Source organism: Neobacillus pocheonensis (assembly GCF_050477905.1).
Taxonomy (GTDB): Bacteria; Bacillota; Bacilli; order Bacillales; family Cytobacillaceae; genus Neobacillus; species Neobacillus pocheonensis_A.
In genome coordinates this window covers 37804-53345 of sequence record NZ_JBCNAD010000047.1, presented here as the reverse complement: position 1 = coordinate 53345, position 15542 = coordinate 37804, and the positions used below count along the sequence as shown (strand labels likewise).

The 15542-nt window shown below is 41.0% G+C and carries 15 protein-coding genes; 13 read left to right on the top strand and 2 right to left on the bottom strand.

Annotated features, from left to right (window positions below; all coding sequences use genetic code 11):
* Window positions 1-9 precede the first annotated feature (9 nt).
* The 8 genes from thiD to ABES02_RS24185 are packed head-to-tail and all read left to right on the top strand — an operon-like array spanning window position 10 to window position 6428.
* A complete protein-coding gene (thiD, locus tag ABES02_RS24220) occupies window positions 10-819 on the top strand; it encodes a bifunctional hydroxymethylpyrimidine kinase/phosphomethylpyrimidine kinase (RefSeq protein ID WP_430140333.1) in 810 nt (269 codons plus the stop codon).
* The gene (thiE, locus tag ABES02_RS24215) at window positions 816-1454 is read left to right on the top strand and encodes a thiamine phosphate synthase (protein WP_430140332.1); all 639 of its coding nucleotides are present in this window, start codon (window positions 816-818) and stop codon (window positions 1452-1454) included. Before thiD ends, thiE begins: the two co-directional genes overlap by 4 nt.
* The gene (gene thiW / locus ABES02_RS24210) at window positions 1451-1960 is read left to right on the top strand and encodes an energy coupling factor transporter S component ThiW (RefSeq protein WP_430140331.1); all 510 of its coding nucleotides are present in this window, start codon (window positions 1451-1453) and stop codon (window positions 1958-1960) included. Before thiE ends, thiW begins: the two co-directional genes overlap by 4 nt.
* On the top strand, window positions 1957-3234 hold the full coding sequence (locus ABES02_RS24205) for an acetylornithine deacetylase (RefSeq protein ID WP_430140330.1): 1278 nt from the start codon (window positions 1957-1959) through the stop codon (window positions 3232-3234). Before thiW ends, ABES02_RS24205 begins: the two co-directional genes overlap by 4 nt.
* A gap of 2 nt (window positions 3235-3236) precedes the next feature.
* The gene (gene tenA / locus ABES02_RS24200) at window positions 3237-3908 is read left to right on the top strand and encodes a thiaminase II (RefSeq protein ID WP_430140329.1); all 672 of its coding nucleotides are present in this window, start codon (window positions 3237-3239) and stop codon (window positions 3906-3908) included.
* Window positions 3883-4650 carry an ABC transporter ATP-binding protein gene (locus tag ABES02_RS24195; RefSeq protein ID WP_430140328.1) on the top strand — a complete coding sequence of 256 codons (768 nt, stop codon included), beginning with the start codon at window positions 3883-3885 and terminating at the stop codon, window positions 4648-4650. The genes tenA and ABES02_RS24195 overlap by 26 nt, the downstream gene beginning before the upstream one ends.
* Window positions 4640-5407, top strand: a complete 768-nt coding sequence (locus ABES02_RS24190; protein ID WP_430140327.1) for an ABC transporter permease — start codon at window positions 4640-4642, stop codon at window positions 5405-5407. Before ABES02_RS24195 ends, ABES02_RS24190 begins: the two co-directional genes overlap by 11 nt.
* 25 nt (window positions 5408-5432) lie before the next feature.
* Window positions 5433-6428, top strand: a complete 996-nt coding sequence (locus ABES02_RS24185; protein ID WP_430140326.1) for an ABC transporter substrate-binding protein — start codon at window positions 5433-5435, stop codon at window positions 6426-6428.
* Window positions 6429-6575: 147 nt separating this feature from the next.
* Here ABES02_RS24185 and ABES02_RS24180 read toward each other — a convergent pair whose 3' ends face one another.
* Window positions 6576-7001, bottom strand: coding sequence for a VOC family protein (locus tag ABES02_RS24180; RefSeq protein ID WP_430140325.1), 426 nt, complete (start codon window positions 6999-7001; stop codon window positions 6576-6578).
* Between the two features lie 85 nt (window positions 7002-7086).
* Window positions 7087-7815, bottom strand: coding sequence for a protein-glutamine gamma-glutamyltransferase (locus ABES02_RS24175; protein WP_430140324.1), 729 nt, complete (start codon window positions 7813-7815; stop codon window positions 7087-7089).
* Between the two features lie 363 nt (window positions 7816-8178).
* Here ABES02_RS24175 and ABES02_RS24170 point away from each other — a divergent pair, with 363 nt between their 5' ends.
* From ABES02_RS24170 to ABES02_RS24150, 5 genes are all read left to right on the top strand, one after another.
* On the top strand, window positions 8179-9273 hold the full coding sequence (locus ABES02_RS24170) for a dipeptidase (RefSeq protein ID WP_430140322.1): 1095 nt from the start codon (window positions 8179-8181) through the stop codon (window positions 9271-9273).
* A 22-nt stretch (window positions 9274-9295) separates the two neighbouring features.
* Window positions 9296-10918 carry an ABC transporter substrate-binding protein gene (locus tag ABES02_RS24165; protein ID WP_430140320.1) on the top strand — a complete coding sequence of 541 codons (1623 nt, stop codon included), beginning with the start codon at window positions 9296-9298 and terminating at the stop codon, window positions 10916-10918.
* An 84-nt stretch (window positions 10919-11002) separates the two neighbouring features.
* Window positions 11003-12127 (top strand): CapA family protein, encoded by a 1125-nt coding sequence (locus ABES02_RS24160; protein ID WP_430140318.1) that lies wholly within the window; start codon window positions 11003-11005, stop codon window positions 12125-12127.
* Between the two features lie 24 nt (window positions 12128-12151).
* Window positions 12152-13261, top strand: a complete 1110-nt coding sequence (locus tag ABES02_RS24155; RefSeq protein ID WP_430140316.1) for a zinc-binding dehydrogenase — start codon at window positions 12152-12154, stop codon at window positions 13259-13261.
* Between the two features lie 128 nt (window positions 13262-13389).
* Window positions 13390-15414, top strand: coding sequence for a sigma-54 interaction domain-containing protein (locus ABES02_RS24150; protein ID WP_430140314.1), 2025 nt, complete (start codon window positions 13390-13392; stop codon window positions 15412-15414).
* The last annotated feature ends 128 nt before the right edge of the window (window positions 15415-15542 follow it).

Genomic DNA, 15542 nt, shown 5'->3' with positions numbered 1-15542 from the left:
GTTAGCAAAATGAAAAAAGCATTAACGATTGCAGGATCTGATAGCGGCGGCGGAGCGGGAATTCAAGCTGACCTTAAAACCTTTCAGGAATTGGAAGTCTTCGGAATGTCAGCTTTAACTGCAGTAACAGCGCAAAATACATTAGGTGTCCACGGCGTCTATCCGATGACAGTCGAGGCCGTTATTAAGCAGATTCAAGCTATAGGTGATGACATGGGCACTGACGCAGTAAAAACCGGAATGCTCTTTAATGCAGACATCATCAGAGCGGTTAGTGAACAAATTAGCAAATACAAATGGGACAATCTTGTGGTGGACCCAGTGATGATTGCCAAGGGGGGAGCATCGCTTTTACAAATAGAAGCTATTTCGGCCATGAAAAATTATTTATTACCACTTGCCAAGGTTATTACACCGAACATACCGGAAGCAGAGGTCCTTACAGAGATGTCGATTCAAACGGAAGAAGACAAACAGGAGGCGGCACAAAGACTTTTCGAATTAGGTGTAAAAAACATCGTTATTAAAGGCGGCCATGATGACAACGAAACTGAATCAATCGATTTATTGTTTGATGGCAAGAAATTTTACACTTTTACAAGCAAACGCATCGAGACGAAAAACACCCATGGAACGGGCTGTACGTTTTCAGCGGCCATTACTGCTGAACTGGCAAATGGGGCAACCATCTACGACGCTGTTGTGAAGGCGAAGGACTTTATTCAGGCAGCCATTGAGGAAGATTTAGAAATTGGACTGGGGCATGGTCCGACGAACCATTGGGCCTATCAAAAAAGGCAGGTGTTTGTAAGATCATGAAAAATCTGCGCGAAGCATTAAAGGTTTATTTTATCATGGGCAGTCCTAATTGCTTGATGGACCCGACAGAGGTTTTAAAAGAGGCTATTTCCGGCGGCATTACATTTTTTCAATTTCGGGAAAAGGGTGAAGGAGCTTTAACGGGTGTTGAAAAATATGCACTTGCCAAAGAACTCCAAAACATTTGTAGACAAAATCAAATCCCGTTTATAGTGAATGATGATATCGAACTGGCATTAACGATAGATGCAGACGGTGTCCATATCGGCCAAGAGGATGAGTCGGTGAGAGCAGTTAGGAAAAAAATTGGCGATAAAATCCTCGGGGTATCCGTCCATTCGACCGAGGAAGCGATGTCTGCCATAAAAGAGGGTGCAGATTATTTTGGCATTGGACCTGTTTTTCCAACAAAAACAAAAGAGGATGCCAAGCCTTCTCGAGGTACGACCCTAATTGAAACATTAAGGGAAAACGGATATCAAACCCCGATTGTTGGGATTGGCGGGATAACGGCAGAAAATGCACGTTCAATTGTGGATGCGGGTGCAGACGGTGTCTCGGTCATTACAGCCATAAGTCTTGCCGCGTCACCAATGGAGGCTGCCAGAAAATTAAAAGGAGCGATAATGGGATGAAAAAAACGCACAAACTTACCCTTACAGCGATGATGATTGCGATCGGAACGATATCTAGCAGTCTAGTATCCATTCCAATCGGTTTTACGAAGGTCTTTCCTGTTCAGCATTTTTTAAATGTATTGTCCGCAGTATTGTTAGGACCTTACTATGCAGTCGCTCAGGCCTTTTGTGTGTCCCTGTTAAGAAACTTAATGGGAACGGGATCCGTCTTTGCCTTTCCTGGCAGCATGGTCGGTGCATTATTGGCATCATTATTATTTTGGAAAACTAGAAAGATATATCTTGCCTTTTTAGGAGAAGTCATTGGCACAGGCATAATCGGAGCGCTCCTTTCCTATCCAATTGCAACGCTTATTCTCGGACAAAAAGCGACGCTATTTGGATTTATTCCATTGTTTATTTTTAGCTCATTTGCTGGTGCACTAATTGGTTTTGTCATTCTAACCATTTTTGGAAAGAACAAAGTTGTGAATTTAGTGGACTCAAAGGTATTGAACAAATGAGTTTGGTGGAACGGATATCAAAAGAAGTTGAATCTAGAAAAGAAGAATTACTTGGGCTTGTGACCAAGCTAATAGCGTTTCCAACAGTTAGTCCTCCCGCTCGAAATACCACTGAAGTCCAAGACTTTATTAAGGGATACCTAGAGGATATGGGTTTTGAAACGGATCAATGGGATGTCTACCCGGGGGATCCTAATGTCGTAGGTATATTAAAAGGGGAGGATGCAAACCAGTTTCATAGCTTAATCGTGAATGGGCATGTAGATGTGGCTGAAATAGGTGATGATCGAGAATGGGATTCATCTCCTTTTGAGGCTATAAAAAAAGATCAGTATATATATGGCCGCGGAGTTGCGGATATGAAAGGCGGAATTGCCGCATCCCTCATCGCTATTAAACTATTAAAAGAAATAGGTATCCCACTTAAAGGGGATCTTCAATTCCAATCTGTAATTGGAGAGGAAGTCGGAGAAGCTGGCACCCTAGCATGTACGGAAAGAGGATACAAAGCTGACTATGCAGTTGTTGTCGATACAAGTGACTTACATATTCAAGGACAAGGCGGAGTAATTACAGGCTGGATAACCATTCAAAGCAAAAAGACGTTTCACGATGGGCTCAGAAGAAAAATGATCCATGCAGGCGGCGGCGTCAATGGGGCGAGTGCCATCGAGAAAATGACGAAAATCATTTCTGGCCTTCAAGACCTTGAGCGCCACTGGGCAGTAACGAAAAGCTATGACGGCTTTCCCCCAGGAACCAATACTATAAATCCAGCGGTGATTGAAGGAGGACGACATGCTGCTTTTGTTGCCGATCGCTGCTCTTTATGGGTTACCGTTCATTTTTATCCGAATGAAGACTACCAAAACGTGATTAAGGAAATCGAAGAGCATATCCAAGCCGTTGCCGCTTCGGATCCATGGCTCCGTGAGAATCCGCCCGAATATGTTTGGGGCGGGAAATCGATGATTGTTGACAGGGGTGAAATTTTTCCGTCATTAGAAATCGATCCAGGGCATCCGGGAACAAAACTATTAACTAACTCTTTTGAAAAAATGTTGAAGGAAAATCCAACAGTTGGAATGTCCACAACCGTTACTGACGCTGGCTGGCTTGGTCGAGCAGGGATTCCGACCGTCATCTTCGGACCAGGGAAACTAGAAGACGCGCATGCCGTAAATGAAAAAGTGGAAATCCAACAATTGCTGGATTTTACAAAAGTATTGGCCATTTTTATTGCAGAGTGGTGTAACACCAGGAAGGAGGGCTAGCCATGAAATTTTCACAAAGACTTTTTCAAAAAGTGGAGGATGTTTGGCAACAAACACACGAGCATCCCTTTGTTGTCGGATTAGGCACAGGGGATTTACCTGTTGAATCTTTTATCCGTTATATGAAACAAGACTATGTGTTCTTAATCGATTATTCCAAGTTGTTTGCACTAGGCGCAGTAAAGGCGAGGGACCTTGTGACGATGGCCGCTTTCGCTAAACTACTAAGCGAAACATTACATGGAGAAATGGAACTCCACCGAAATTACGCTGAAAGATTTGGAATTACCCAAGGGCAGTTGGAAGAAACAAAGCCTACTCCAATGAACTTAGCCTATACACGATACATGCTGAATGTCGCCCAAAATGGTTCATTGGAAGAGCTAATTGCTGCTTTACTGCCGTGTATGTGGAGCTATCGGGAGATTAGCAAGATGCTAGCAGATGTCTATCCTAGTTCTATCGACCACTATCTATACGGTGATTGGGTTAAAATGTACTCTTCCAAAGAATTCGGTGAGCTTGCCACTTGGCTTATAAATTTATTGGATGAATATGCTGATGAAAAACCTGAACGGGAATTAGCCATTTTAGAGGAACACTTCTTGACAACATCCCGGTTTGAATACATGTTCTGGGATATGGTCTATGACGGGGGCGATTGGCCTGTCTAATTCGTCGATGTTATCTATCCAAAATCTGACGTATTCATTTACTGGCGAAAAGCCAATTTTTCAAAAGCTAACATTGGATGTACAGCCAGGTGAGTTTGTATCCGTGATCGGTGCGAGCGGATCAGGAAAAAGTACTCTTTTTAAATTGATTACGGGTTTATTAGAGCCATCTGAGGGAGAAATTCAAATTGCCCAGCAAAATTCAAAAAGCAGGCTCGGAACAGTAGGCTACATGCCGCAAAAAGACCTGATTTTACCTTGGAAAACGGTTTTGGAAAATGTGTTGCTCCCACTAGAGGTGACTAAGGAAAATAAGCAACGCAAAATTCCTGAGATTCGGGACTGGTTAGCCCGTTTTGGTCTAGCAGAATATGAAAAAGCGTATCCAAAGGAACTCTCTGGGGGAATGAAGCAACGGGTCGCTTTTTTAAGAACCATGATGACAGGCAAGGACCTGTTGCTTTTAGACGAGCCGTTTGGCGCACTTGATTCTCTCACCAAAAGAAACATGCACAGATGGTTACTAGGTCTGTGGGGAGAATTGCAAAAAACAGTTTTGTTCATCACTCATGATCTCGAAGAAGCAATTCTACTAAGCGACCGGATTTATTTGCTTAAAAAGGAAGGAATCCAAGAAATAAAAGTTAGCTTGCCAAGACCTAGAAATTCAGAGATAGTCTATCAAACTGAATTTATGGCAATGCGAAAAGAACTGGAGTGGCTGATTCACCATGAAAGCTAATTTGAAAAAATGGACAGGAGATTACGGCTTGTTTCTACTGGTTATCATCCTCCTGGTCAGTTTTTGGGAATGGATTGTTAAACAGGGGATGATTCCAGCATTTATCCTTCCCTCACCCTCGGCGATTTGGGCATCCTTAGTTGATAATCGGGAGCTTCTGTTGGAAGTGCACTTGCCTGCTACCTTACAAGAAGTCCTAATTGGATTTGGACTTTCACTTGCTGGCGGTCTCCTGTTGGGTATTGGAATGCATTTTTCCCGTAATTTAGAAAAAATACTTTATCCTTTTCTTGTAATCTCGCAAACCATTCCTTTGATAGCAATCTCTCCCATTTTTATTATGTGGTTCGGCTATTCAATTTGGGGAAAAATTGCCGTCACTATCTTAACGGCATTCTTTCCAATTGTCGTGAGTACTTATGATGGCTTGAAAGCCGGCGGGAAGGAATACAGCGAATTACTGCAAACCATGGGGGCCAATCGCTGGATGATTTTTAAAAAGATTCAGATGCCGATGGCGCTGCCTTCTATTTTCTCCGGGTTAAAAATGTCTGTCGTCTATTGCGTGGTTGGTGCGACAATTGGGGAATGGCTCGGTGCGAGTGAAGGACTGGGATATTTCAGCCGGCGAATGTCTGGAAACCTAAAGGCTGACGCTGTATTTGCTGCGATATTTCTTTTGTCAGTACTTGGGATTGTTCTTTTCTTGCTAATAAGTTTAATAGAAAAAAAGTTCTCGAAAAATCAATATCGTTAACATCCAGAAGGGAAGAGCGAATATAATGAAAAAAGTTTTTTTAATCATGATAAGTCTATTGCTGCTTGTATTAAGTGCTTGCGGGAAAAGCGAATCTGAAAAAGCAACGAGCACTAGTGGAAAACTTCAGAAGGTCAGCCTCATGCTGGACTGGTATCCGAATGCTGTGCACTCGTTTCTTTTTGCTGCAAAAGAAAAAGGCTATTTTGAAGAGCAAGGCTTAGACGTAGATATCCAAATGCCAGCTGACACAAACGATCCTTTGAAACTAGTTGCGGCCGACAAAATTGATATGGCAATTAGTTACCAACCTCAGGTGTTAGTGGCACGTGGAGAGGATATCCCTGTTCAATCATTTGCAGCTATCGTCCGCCACCCATTGAATCAGTTAATGGTACCTACAGATAGTTCTGTAAAATCACCTAAGGATTTAGCAGGAAAAACGATTGGTTATCCATCGATTCCTTTAGACGAAGCCATTGTTCAAACAATGGTGAAAGCTGACGGCGGCGACGCACAGAAGATCAAAATGGTTGATGTTGGCTGGGACCTGATTCCGGCGATGGCTACCAAGAAAACAAATGCCCTAATCGGTGGATACATCAATCATGAGAAATTATTGTTGGATAAAGAGGGGCATCCAATGCGGACATTAAACCCTGCAGACTTTGGTGTTCCAGATTATTATGAGCTAGTAATGGTTGGCAGTGAAAAGGAGTTAAAAGCAAAGCCTGAAGTATTTAAAAAATTCATGGCGGCGATTACAAAAGGACAAAAATATGTTGCTCAACATCCGGAAGAGGGGCTGTCAGTCTTAATGAAACACGAAGATAAATCCTCCCCGCTTGAAAAGGACGTCGAAACGAAAAGCCTAGAAATCCTTCTCCCATTGATGGATGCAAAGGATAATCCATTCGGTTACCAAGATCCAAAAACATGGAACAGTGTCGCTCAATGGCTTAAGGAAAACAAAGTGATCAATGATAAGGTAGAGGCCGACAATGCCTTTATAAATTTTTAAATAATAGAAGTAAAAACACATTTTGATCTCGTTTTTGGTACGTAATAAAGCAAGACTCGCCGGCTTTGCTTTTGGAGTAGCCAAAGTAAAGCAAAATTAAAAAGACCGCAACACTGGTTGTGGTCTTTGTTATAGGGAGGATCACTTTTAGTAAGTTTCTCCGCTATCCAAATTAAATTGCCAATGAATCCCAAACTTATCTGTCACTTGGCCATAGCACTTGCTCCAAAAGGTTTCTTGAAGCTCCATGCCTACTTTGCCGCCTTCTTTTAATTGATGAAATGAATGTTGAATTTCCTCCAGATTCTTGCTGATGAATGCAAGAGTCACGTTATTTCCTTCAATAAATTCCATCCCAGGAAAACAATCTGAGAACATGACATTACTGTCACTGATGTTAAGGCGAGTGTGCATGACTAAATTTTTCGCTTCCTCCGGCATTTGATAATTGGGGTCAGAATGGGATTCGCCAAAGGTCATAATTTTTGGCTGTTCAGTTCCGAATACCTGTGCGTAAAACTCTACAGCTTCACGGCAGTTTCCATTAAAATTTAAATAAACATCAATAGCCATTTATTTCTCTCCTTAACACATATAATATGTTTTTCAATTATTTTAACAAATACATGTTGAATTGAAAAATTATGTTGCGTAACACCTATAGAAAACCTTGATAGTATGGTCGGGATATAAGATTCATGAGGTAGGCTGATTTTTGGGGATTCGGTTTTCTTTTGGTATTAAGAAATTTAATGATGGTACTGGCATTACGTATGCCGACACCATGTCCATAGAATGAGTCATTTCCAAAAAAGACGACATTTTCAGCACGCCAATGTGGCTGTTTCGGATCAAAGTCGGGATTGTTAAAATGCAGAACATCACCTGGGATAAAATCATCCCCATATTTTTGATAAATCTGCAGGTCCTCATCAAATTGCCAATCCATCAAGTAAAGGTGGTCGAAGAGTACATTAAATCGAGCACTGCCAATCGAATAAAGAGTGGCAAGATATAAGACGATGGCAATCCCGGTGGAGCATTCGAAGGCGTACAGAGAACCATTTTTTAGTATATCCTGAATGCCAACCGACGGGCTGACGCCATTTTTCAAAAGGAATCCCCCATTGCTTAAGCGGTCCCACAGTTTCCGATTCGGAAAAGCATAAGTAAACGTCGTAAATTTTACCCCGCTTTTATTAAGCTCCCTGGCAGCCCTCATCGTATTGGATCGAAAGAGGAGTTCAAATTTTAAATGGCTTAAATTTTGGTATACATAATCAACCTGATTAGCTGCCATTTGTTTTAAAATGGTTCTTTGTTCAGGATTGGTAATCTCTTTAAAAAGGGACTCGGGCTTGATTGTCTGATTATTTATTTTAATCATGTCTGCCTCCAGTTTCAAAATATTACCTAAAAAGTAGAATTTTCTACTAATATATTCGAAGTGCCCAAGAAACTTGAATTCTATTTATATTCATAGTTTAGGTTATGATAATCCAACCTAAAGAACCCTAAAGAAGTTTCAAACATTCATATACTTCTTATAAAGCCTATTGTTTTAATTGGCATGGTTCTTGCATTTTTTTAAGTGAATCTAATGAAAAGGAGAATGGCTATGACAAAAGTGCAAGAAACAGTTGCAAACAAAAAGAAATATTAGGGTTATAAGTCATTTCAGTACTTGGAAGCGGGGGCTGATTTCAAGCATTATCCACTTGCAAAGGAAATTGGACGTGAGGAACCATTTTTGTATCCGGTAAATGAAGAGCAGGAACAATTAGTCAGACAAATTTTAGAAGAAGATTATATTGTATCACTTCATGAGCATACCTTCATCGTTCCGGAGGATGTCAGTAAAATCTTTGAATTCCGTGGTCAAGGAAGGGATTGGACTGGCTATGAGGGGTTAAGTATTTCAGGCTTAGATGTAATTTTTGAAAAGTACATGGATGGGACAGCATTAATTACCTCCAATGCGGGCTGGAAATGGAATGACGTCATCCATGATTTAGGGATCCGTTACAGTGATTTTGCCCATCAGGATATGGTTATTCGTGCAGAAAAAATTGAAGACTTATACCGGGCAAAGAACGAAGGTAAAATCGCGTTGGTTTCTTCGCTCGAATCTGCTACCCCAATTGAAAATGAAATTGACCGGGTAGATGTCCTTTACGGACTAGGCGTACGTTGTATGGGGATTGCGTACTCGGAGGCGAACGCACTAGGCTGCGGTCTAAAGGAAAAAAATGATGGAGGGTTAACACAGTTTGGCCGTCAAGTTGTCAAAAGAATGAACAAGCTAGGCATGACCATCGATGTATCTCACAGTGGTGACAAAACAGCATTAGACACTATTGAAGTGAGTGAGAAACCAATCTTTATCACTCATGTTGGGGCACGTGCCTTATGGGATACCAATCGCATGAAGCCGGACTATATTTTTCAAGCATGTGCTGAAAAAGGCGGGGTCATTGGAATTGAAGCGGCACCACATACAACCTTGACAAAAAAGCATCCAGAACATTCCATTGAATCCGTTATGGAGCATTTCGAACATGTAGTCAACTTAGTGGGAATTGATCATGCTGCATTTGGTCTCGATACACTTTTTGGAGATCACGTAGGAATTCACCATGCATTTGCCAGTCATTTATCGGTCCATGATTCTCGTAAAGTCAATGAATATAAAGAAGTAAGCTATGTGAAAGGCCTGGAAAATCCATCCGAAGCTTATCCGAATGTAATCCGCTGGTTAGTCAAACATGGGTATAGCCGTGAAGACATCCGTAAAGTGATGGGCGGAAATATTTTCAGAGTTTTAAAAGAAACTTGGGCACGCTGATTACAAAATAGGGGTGGGGTAAATGAAACAAAAGATTGGGAGAAAACTCCTTTACTTGTTTTTTACTTTAGTAGTTATCATTTCAGCAGGTTGTTCAGATAATTCGTCCACAAAAACGAATGGGTCTAATAGCTCAACCCCAATGGATGGTGGAACAGTCACATTATCGATTGCTGCAGACCCTATCTTTAACCCATTTCATCCAAATGCATTTGTCGAATCTGTTTTTATTAATCGTGTTTTATTTTCGGGATTAACGAAGCCTGGAAAAGATTTATCTCCTGCTCCAGATTTGGCAACGAGCTGGGAACCCTCCGAAGATGGTTTAAGCTGGACCTTCCATTTGCGTGAGGGAGTAAAATGGCATGATGGAAAACCCTTTACTGCAGAAGATGTTGCCTATACTTTTAATAATATTGTCCTGGATAAAAAACTTGCAGCCAGCGGTGCCTCAATATACAGCGGGGTAAAACAAGTAGAAGTAAAGGATGCCAAAACCGTGGTCTTTCAATTAGATCGGCCTATGGCTGCTCTGCCCGCCTATTTAGGCTATAATTCCGGAATTCTTCCAAAGCATATTTTTGAAGGGAAAGACCCATGGAATTTAACGTCCTTTAATAAGGAAAAACCAATCGGAACCGGTCCATTCAAAATAGGAAAATACTTAGCTGGGCAGCAAGTAGAATTAGTAGCCAATCCTGATTATTATGCGGGAAAACCTCATCTGGATAAACTTGTTTATAAAGTTATTGCGGATGGTAATTCACAGGTAGCCCAAGCATTAAGTAATGAGCTTAGCATTATGATCCTGGATTCCAATGCTTCAACCGACCGTATAAAACAAGCCGGAAATTTGACCATTAACCCGGTTAACGTCACCAGATTTTACTGGATATCTTTAAATCAAAAGGATCCAAGATTTACTGATGTCCGTGTTCGGAGAGCTTTCATGCATGCGATTGATCGGGAAAGTATTATTAAAACCGTGGAGAAAGGATATGCGCAAATTGCCAATTCGCCTATTTCCCCTTCACTGGAAAATTATTATAAAAAAGATGTTTCTGGATATGATTATGATCCTAATAAAGCCAAAAAATTACTGGCTGAAGCTGGCTGGAAGGATACCAATGGTGATGGCATCCTTGATAAGGATGGGAAACCTTTTTCCTTTAATTTTGATATCGGGATTAAAGGTGATCTTGAACCAGTCAGTCAAATGGTACAGCAGTACTTAAAAGCTGTTGGAATTGATGTGAAGTTGAATACGATGGAATGGAATGCCATGATTCAGAAGAACATTGTAAAACGAGATTATGATATGATCCTAAACTGGTGGATTTATCCAAGCGATCCTGACGTACTCCCATATTTCCATTCTTCTACGGCGGAAAAAGGGTATAATTTGCCGGGATTTAAAGATCAAAAACTTGATAATCTTCTTGAATTAGGACAGAAGACCATTGATCCGAAGGAACGTCAAAAGGTTTATTTTGATTTGCAAGATTATATGTCGGAACAATTACCATACCTCTTTTTATGGTATCCTCAAGAAATTCAAATCCGGAATAAAAATCTTCAGGGTGTCCCGGAATTAGGCTTACGGGATGCGATGCACTATGTAAATGAATGGTGGATTAAACAGTAATCCTTTATGAAAAGGAACAATGGTGGTGACTGAATATTGATTCAGACATCACCTCTTTTAAAAATTAGTGAGGGAGGAAATTACTTGGCAAAACAAATTCGAATTGCTGCTGTTGGAGATATCGCTGTACTGCACGAACCTAAAAAAGATATTTGGAAGGGGATTTGGGAAGAAGCGGATATACGTCTGGCCAATCTCGAAGCCCCCATCATTGAGAACCCGGGTGCTCCTGCTGATAAACTGGTGAGAATGAAACAACCATTGAAAACAGGTGAGTGGTTGAGGAATTTAAAGACTACCGCCGTTTCGTTAGCCAACAATCACATGCTTGACTGGGGAGTACCAGGCTTAGAACAAACCTGTCAAACGCTTGAAGCAGCAGGAATCAAATTTACGGGCGCTGGAGCAAATTTCGAGGAGTCACGGCGGCCAGTTTTTCTTAAAGTAGATGGATATACGATCGCTTTCCTTTCCTGGTCATCCACGGTACCACCAGGATATCAAGCGTTAAACAACCGTCCTGGAATAGCGAGTGTTCGAATAAAAAGCTATTTTCAAATAGATTCAAGCATACTCGATGAGCAGCCAGGAACTCCACCTTATATCCAAACTGTCCCTGTCGAAGACGAGCTTATTCAATTAGAAGAGACACTTGAACAAGTCCGCAATAAAGCCGATTTTGTCATCCTGTCCATGCACTGGGGGGTACCGCCGCAATGGAGCTCAGTCCCGCAAGATCCTATCGCAGAATACCAAAAAATTGTCTCAAAACGAGTCGTGGAAAAAGGTGTCGATGTCATTGTCGGCCATCACGCACACGCTCCATTTGGCTTTGAAGAATATTTTTCTTCTCAGGGAAAAAGCGTTCCGGTTTTATATAGTCTTGGCAATTATATTTTCCATCCGGAATTTGTCCCGGGCGGCATGGACAAATCCACCTTCCATGTTCCATACAACATGTTCATGTTACCAGAAAATCATCAAAGCTGTATGGCAGAACTTGTTTTGGAAGAAGATTCGGCCACGGGGCGGTTATCGATTGAACAAATGGTCATTCATCCGGCCATGTTAGATGAGATTGGCGAGCCGGTCGAAGGCTCTGCCGAGCAAAGACAACAAGTGGCTGAAAGATTGCACCGATTTACTCAAAAGAGAGGAACCATCACTGAGCTAGTGAATCAAAAGGTCGTATGGAAACGTAAAAAATAAATTTATACCAAAGGAGGCAGTTACGTGGTAAATGAATTATTATTCAATGAGTTTGAACTAGATCAAAAGGATATCCCTGAAAAAATGAGGGCCGTAATACTTCGTAAACATGGCGGACCTGAAGTACTGAAGATTGAAGAAATTCCCGTTCCAAAGCCAGGTCCCGATGAGGTTTTAATCAAAGTGGCAGCAACTGCACTCAATCATCTTGATGTTTTTGCGCGTGAAGGGTTAAAAGGTCCTGGTGTCCCGAAGATGACACTTCCGCATATTTCCGGAGTCGATATCGCTGGGCACGTTGTCGGTTATGGTCCGACATTGACCCTACAGCCCGAAGCACCTAAAAAGGGAACGCGTGTTCTAATTAATCCTGGAATCGGCTGCGGTACTTGTCGTACCTGCCGAAATGGTGAGCTTAGTATGTGCTCCGACTATCAGATTTTAGGGGAACACCGATGGGGTGGATTAGCTGAATATGTAGTGGCTCCTGCAAAAAATATTATTCCAATTCCCGATCATATTTCTTCAGAAACCGCTGCAACTGTACCAGCTGTTTATACGACAGCTTGGAGGGGAGTCGTAACAGTTGGGCAGGTCAGACCATCGGACCGTGTACTCATTATTGGTGCTTCAGGAGGCCTTGGTTCGGCCCAATTAGATATCGCGGTGGCGGCCGGTGCAACGGTTATTGCGGTTGCTGGCAGTGAAGAAAAACGGAAAAAATGTCTTGAGATGGGGGCAACAGCAGTTTTTGACTCCCATGGAAACTGGCATGAGAAAGTGATGGAATGGACGAACCATGAAGGTGTGGATCTTGTTCTTGATTCTGTAGGAGCCCCTACCTTCCGAAAGAGCTTAAATTGTTTGAAAATGGGAGGAAAGCTTGTTCTTTCAGGAGCAACTGCGGGAGACTTCCCAGAGATCAGTATCCGTGAAATCTATCAATGGCACCGCCAGGTATTAGGGGCTCCATTAGGGAATTGGGAGGACTTCCTGCAAGTTACCGATTATGTGTGGCAAGGAAAGCTAAAGCCACAGATTCATGCCATATATCGATTAGAAGAAATCGCACAGGCCCAAATAGCCATAGATGAACGGAGACACTTTGGTAAAATAGTCATCAAGATAAGTTAGGTATAAATAGGAAATAGGAAAGCCGTCTAAAGCTTTCCTATTTTTTTGCTCTTAAAGAAATAACTTGCGAGTATTCCCTTATTTTATTAGAATATTTAGATAAATCGACAAATAAGGGGTGGAGCTTCTTGAGGAAACCTAAGATCATGATTGTATCAAAGGATAAAAGAACCTATCAATCTTTTTCTGACCAATTGCTTAACTTCTTTGGCGACCAGGTTATCATTGAAAATAATAGTGAAAACGCCGACTTAATAGTAGCCTCCTCTAAACAAGTGATCCAAAATGAGAATTTCCCCACTGATAAAGTTTATATCCCTAGAAGGACTATTAGTGTTGAAAAGTTAGAAAAAATTTATGCGCTGCCAAGTGGGACGGAATGTTTAATTATTAATAATATCAAAGAGTTATCGGTAGAAATGATCTCACTATTTCAGTCACTGAACTTCGATTTACAGATGACCCCTTTGTATCCTGGTAAAAAAGTGATCGTTAAAGATTCAATAGTAGCGATTGTGCCTGGTGCAATCGAAATGGTCCCAAAAGGCATCAAGAAAGTAATCAATATTGGTGTCCGGCCTATGGCATTCGGGTGTTTATTGGAAATTGCCTTTCGATTTAATATTAACATATCAGAACAATCAATCTACAATTCTTACTTTTTCAAGGAAACGATTAATATGGCAAACCGCCTATTTGAAAATGTACAGCATGTTAAAGGTCTTAATAAACAGTTGGATTCTATTATCAGTACAGCCAGTGATGGGATTATAGCTACTGATTATAAAGGAAGAATATTAAAAGCAAACCAGGCCGCAACACAAATCTTAGGGGTTAAACATTCTTTAGAGAATATTATTGGTAAACAGGCGGATCAGGTGTTTCCGAAACTAAATTTAATGGATAAACAAATTGAGGAAAACAAGCTGTTTACGATTAATGGCAATAACTTGGTAGTAAATAAAGCATCTATATTTGTCGATGAAAAAGAAGTGGGTACGGTAACAACCTTTCAAGATTCTAATAAAATCCAAAATCTAGAGCATGAAATTCGAAAAGGGCTTCAGGCCAAAGGTTTATCCTCTCAATATACGATCAGCGACATAATTGGAGATAGTGAAAAAATCAAAGAAACACTTAAAATTGTCAAAAAAATTGCCAAAACGGAAAACACTGTCTTGATTCAAGGAGAAAACGGAACAGGAAAGGAATTGTTTGCCCATGCCATTCACGATCTCAGCCAACGAAAGAACGGGCCGTTTTTACCAATAAACTTTGCCGGACTCCCTGAATCTTTAGCGGAAAGTGAAATATTCGGGTATGAAGATGGTACATTTACTGGTGCAAAAAGAGGCGGAAAACCAGGGTTGTTTGAGTTGGCACACAACGGAACAATCTTTTTAGATGAAATTGGCGATGCATCACCAAGTGTCCAGGTATTGCTACTAAGAGTACTGCAAGAGAAACAGGTTATGAGAATTGGCGGGCGGGGGATAATCCCTGTAAATGTACGTGTTATTGCTGCGACGAATCGAAACTTAAAAGATTTAATTGCCAAAGGTAAGTTTAGGGAAGACCTTTATTATCGTTTGTTTGTACTGCCATTGCGGATTCCTTCTCTCCGTGAAAGAAGGGAAGATATCCCGGAACTTTTAAATTATTTTATAGCTAAGTATTCCGAAACGGAAGTAATTGTCTCTAACCAGGTGATGGAAAAATTGATTTCCTATCGATGGCCTGGAAATATACGTGAATTGGAAAGTGTCGTGCAATATCTACTTACGATAAAGGAAGGAACGGTGTTAGAAGAAAAAGATCTCCCTGAACAATTTAAGGAATCTCCCTTGCCTAGTAATGAAATCAATGGTGATATTATTAACATTTTATCAAAAGAGGGAAATTTATCTGAATTCCAGGCCATATTATCCTGTTTAAATGAATCCCAAAAATCAATCGGCCGTGGAACGATTGTTAATTATACTGCGGAAAAAGGGGACCAGCTTTCCGATCAGAAGGTTAGGCACCGGATGGCGGTATTACGGGATTTAGGTTTGATTTATTCAGGGACAAAAGGAAAAGGGAGCTCGATAACCAAGTATGGAAAAATGACCTTAAAATTAATGGAACGAAATTCGTATAGAGAACAAATTTAATTCACTCAAAAGCCTGTCCGGCCATAACGGGTAGGCTTTTTTGTATGTAAGAAATTTCGCCTATAAAATTTAAAAAATTTTATTATTTTTAAATATTAAAAATTCATGTTAACCTTTTTCGGCCACAT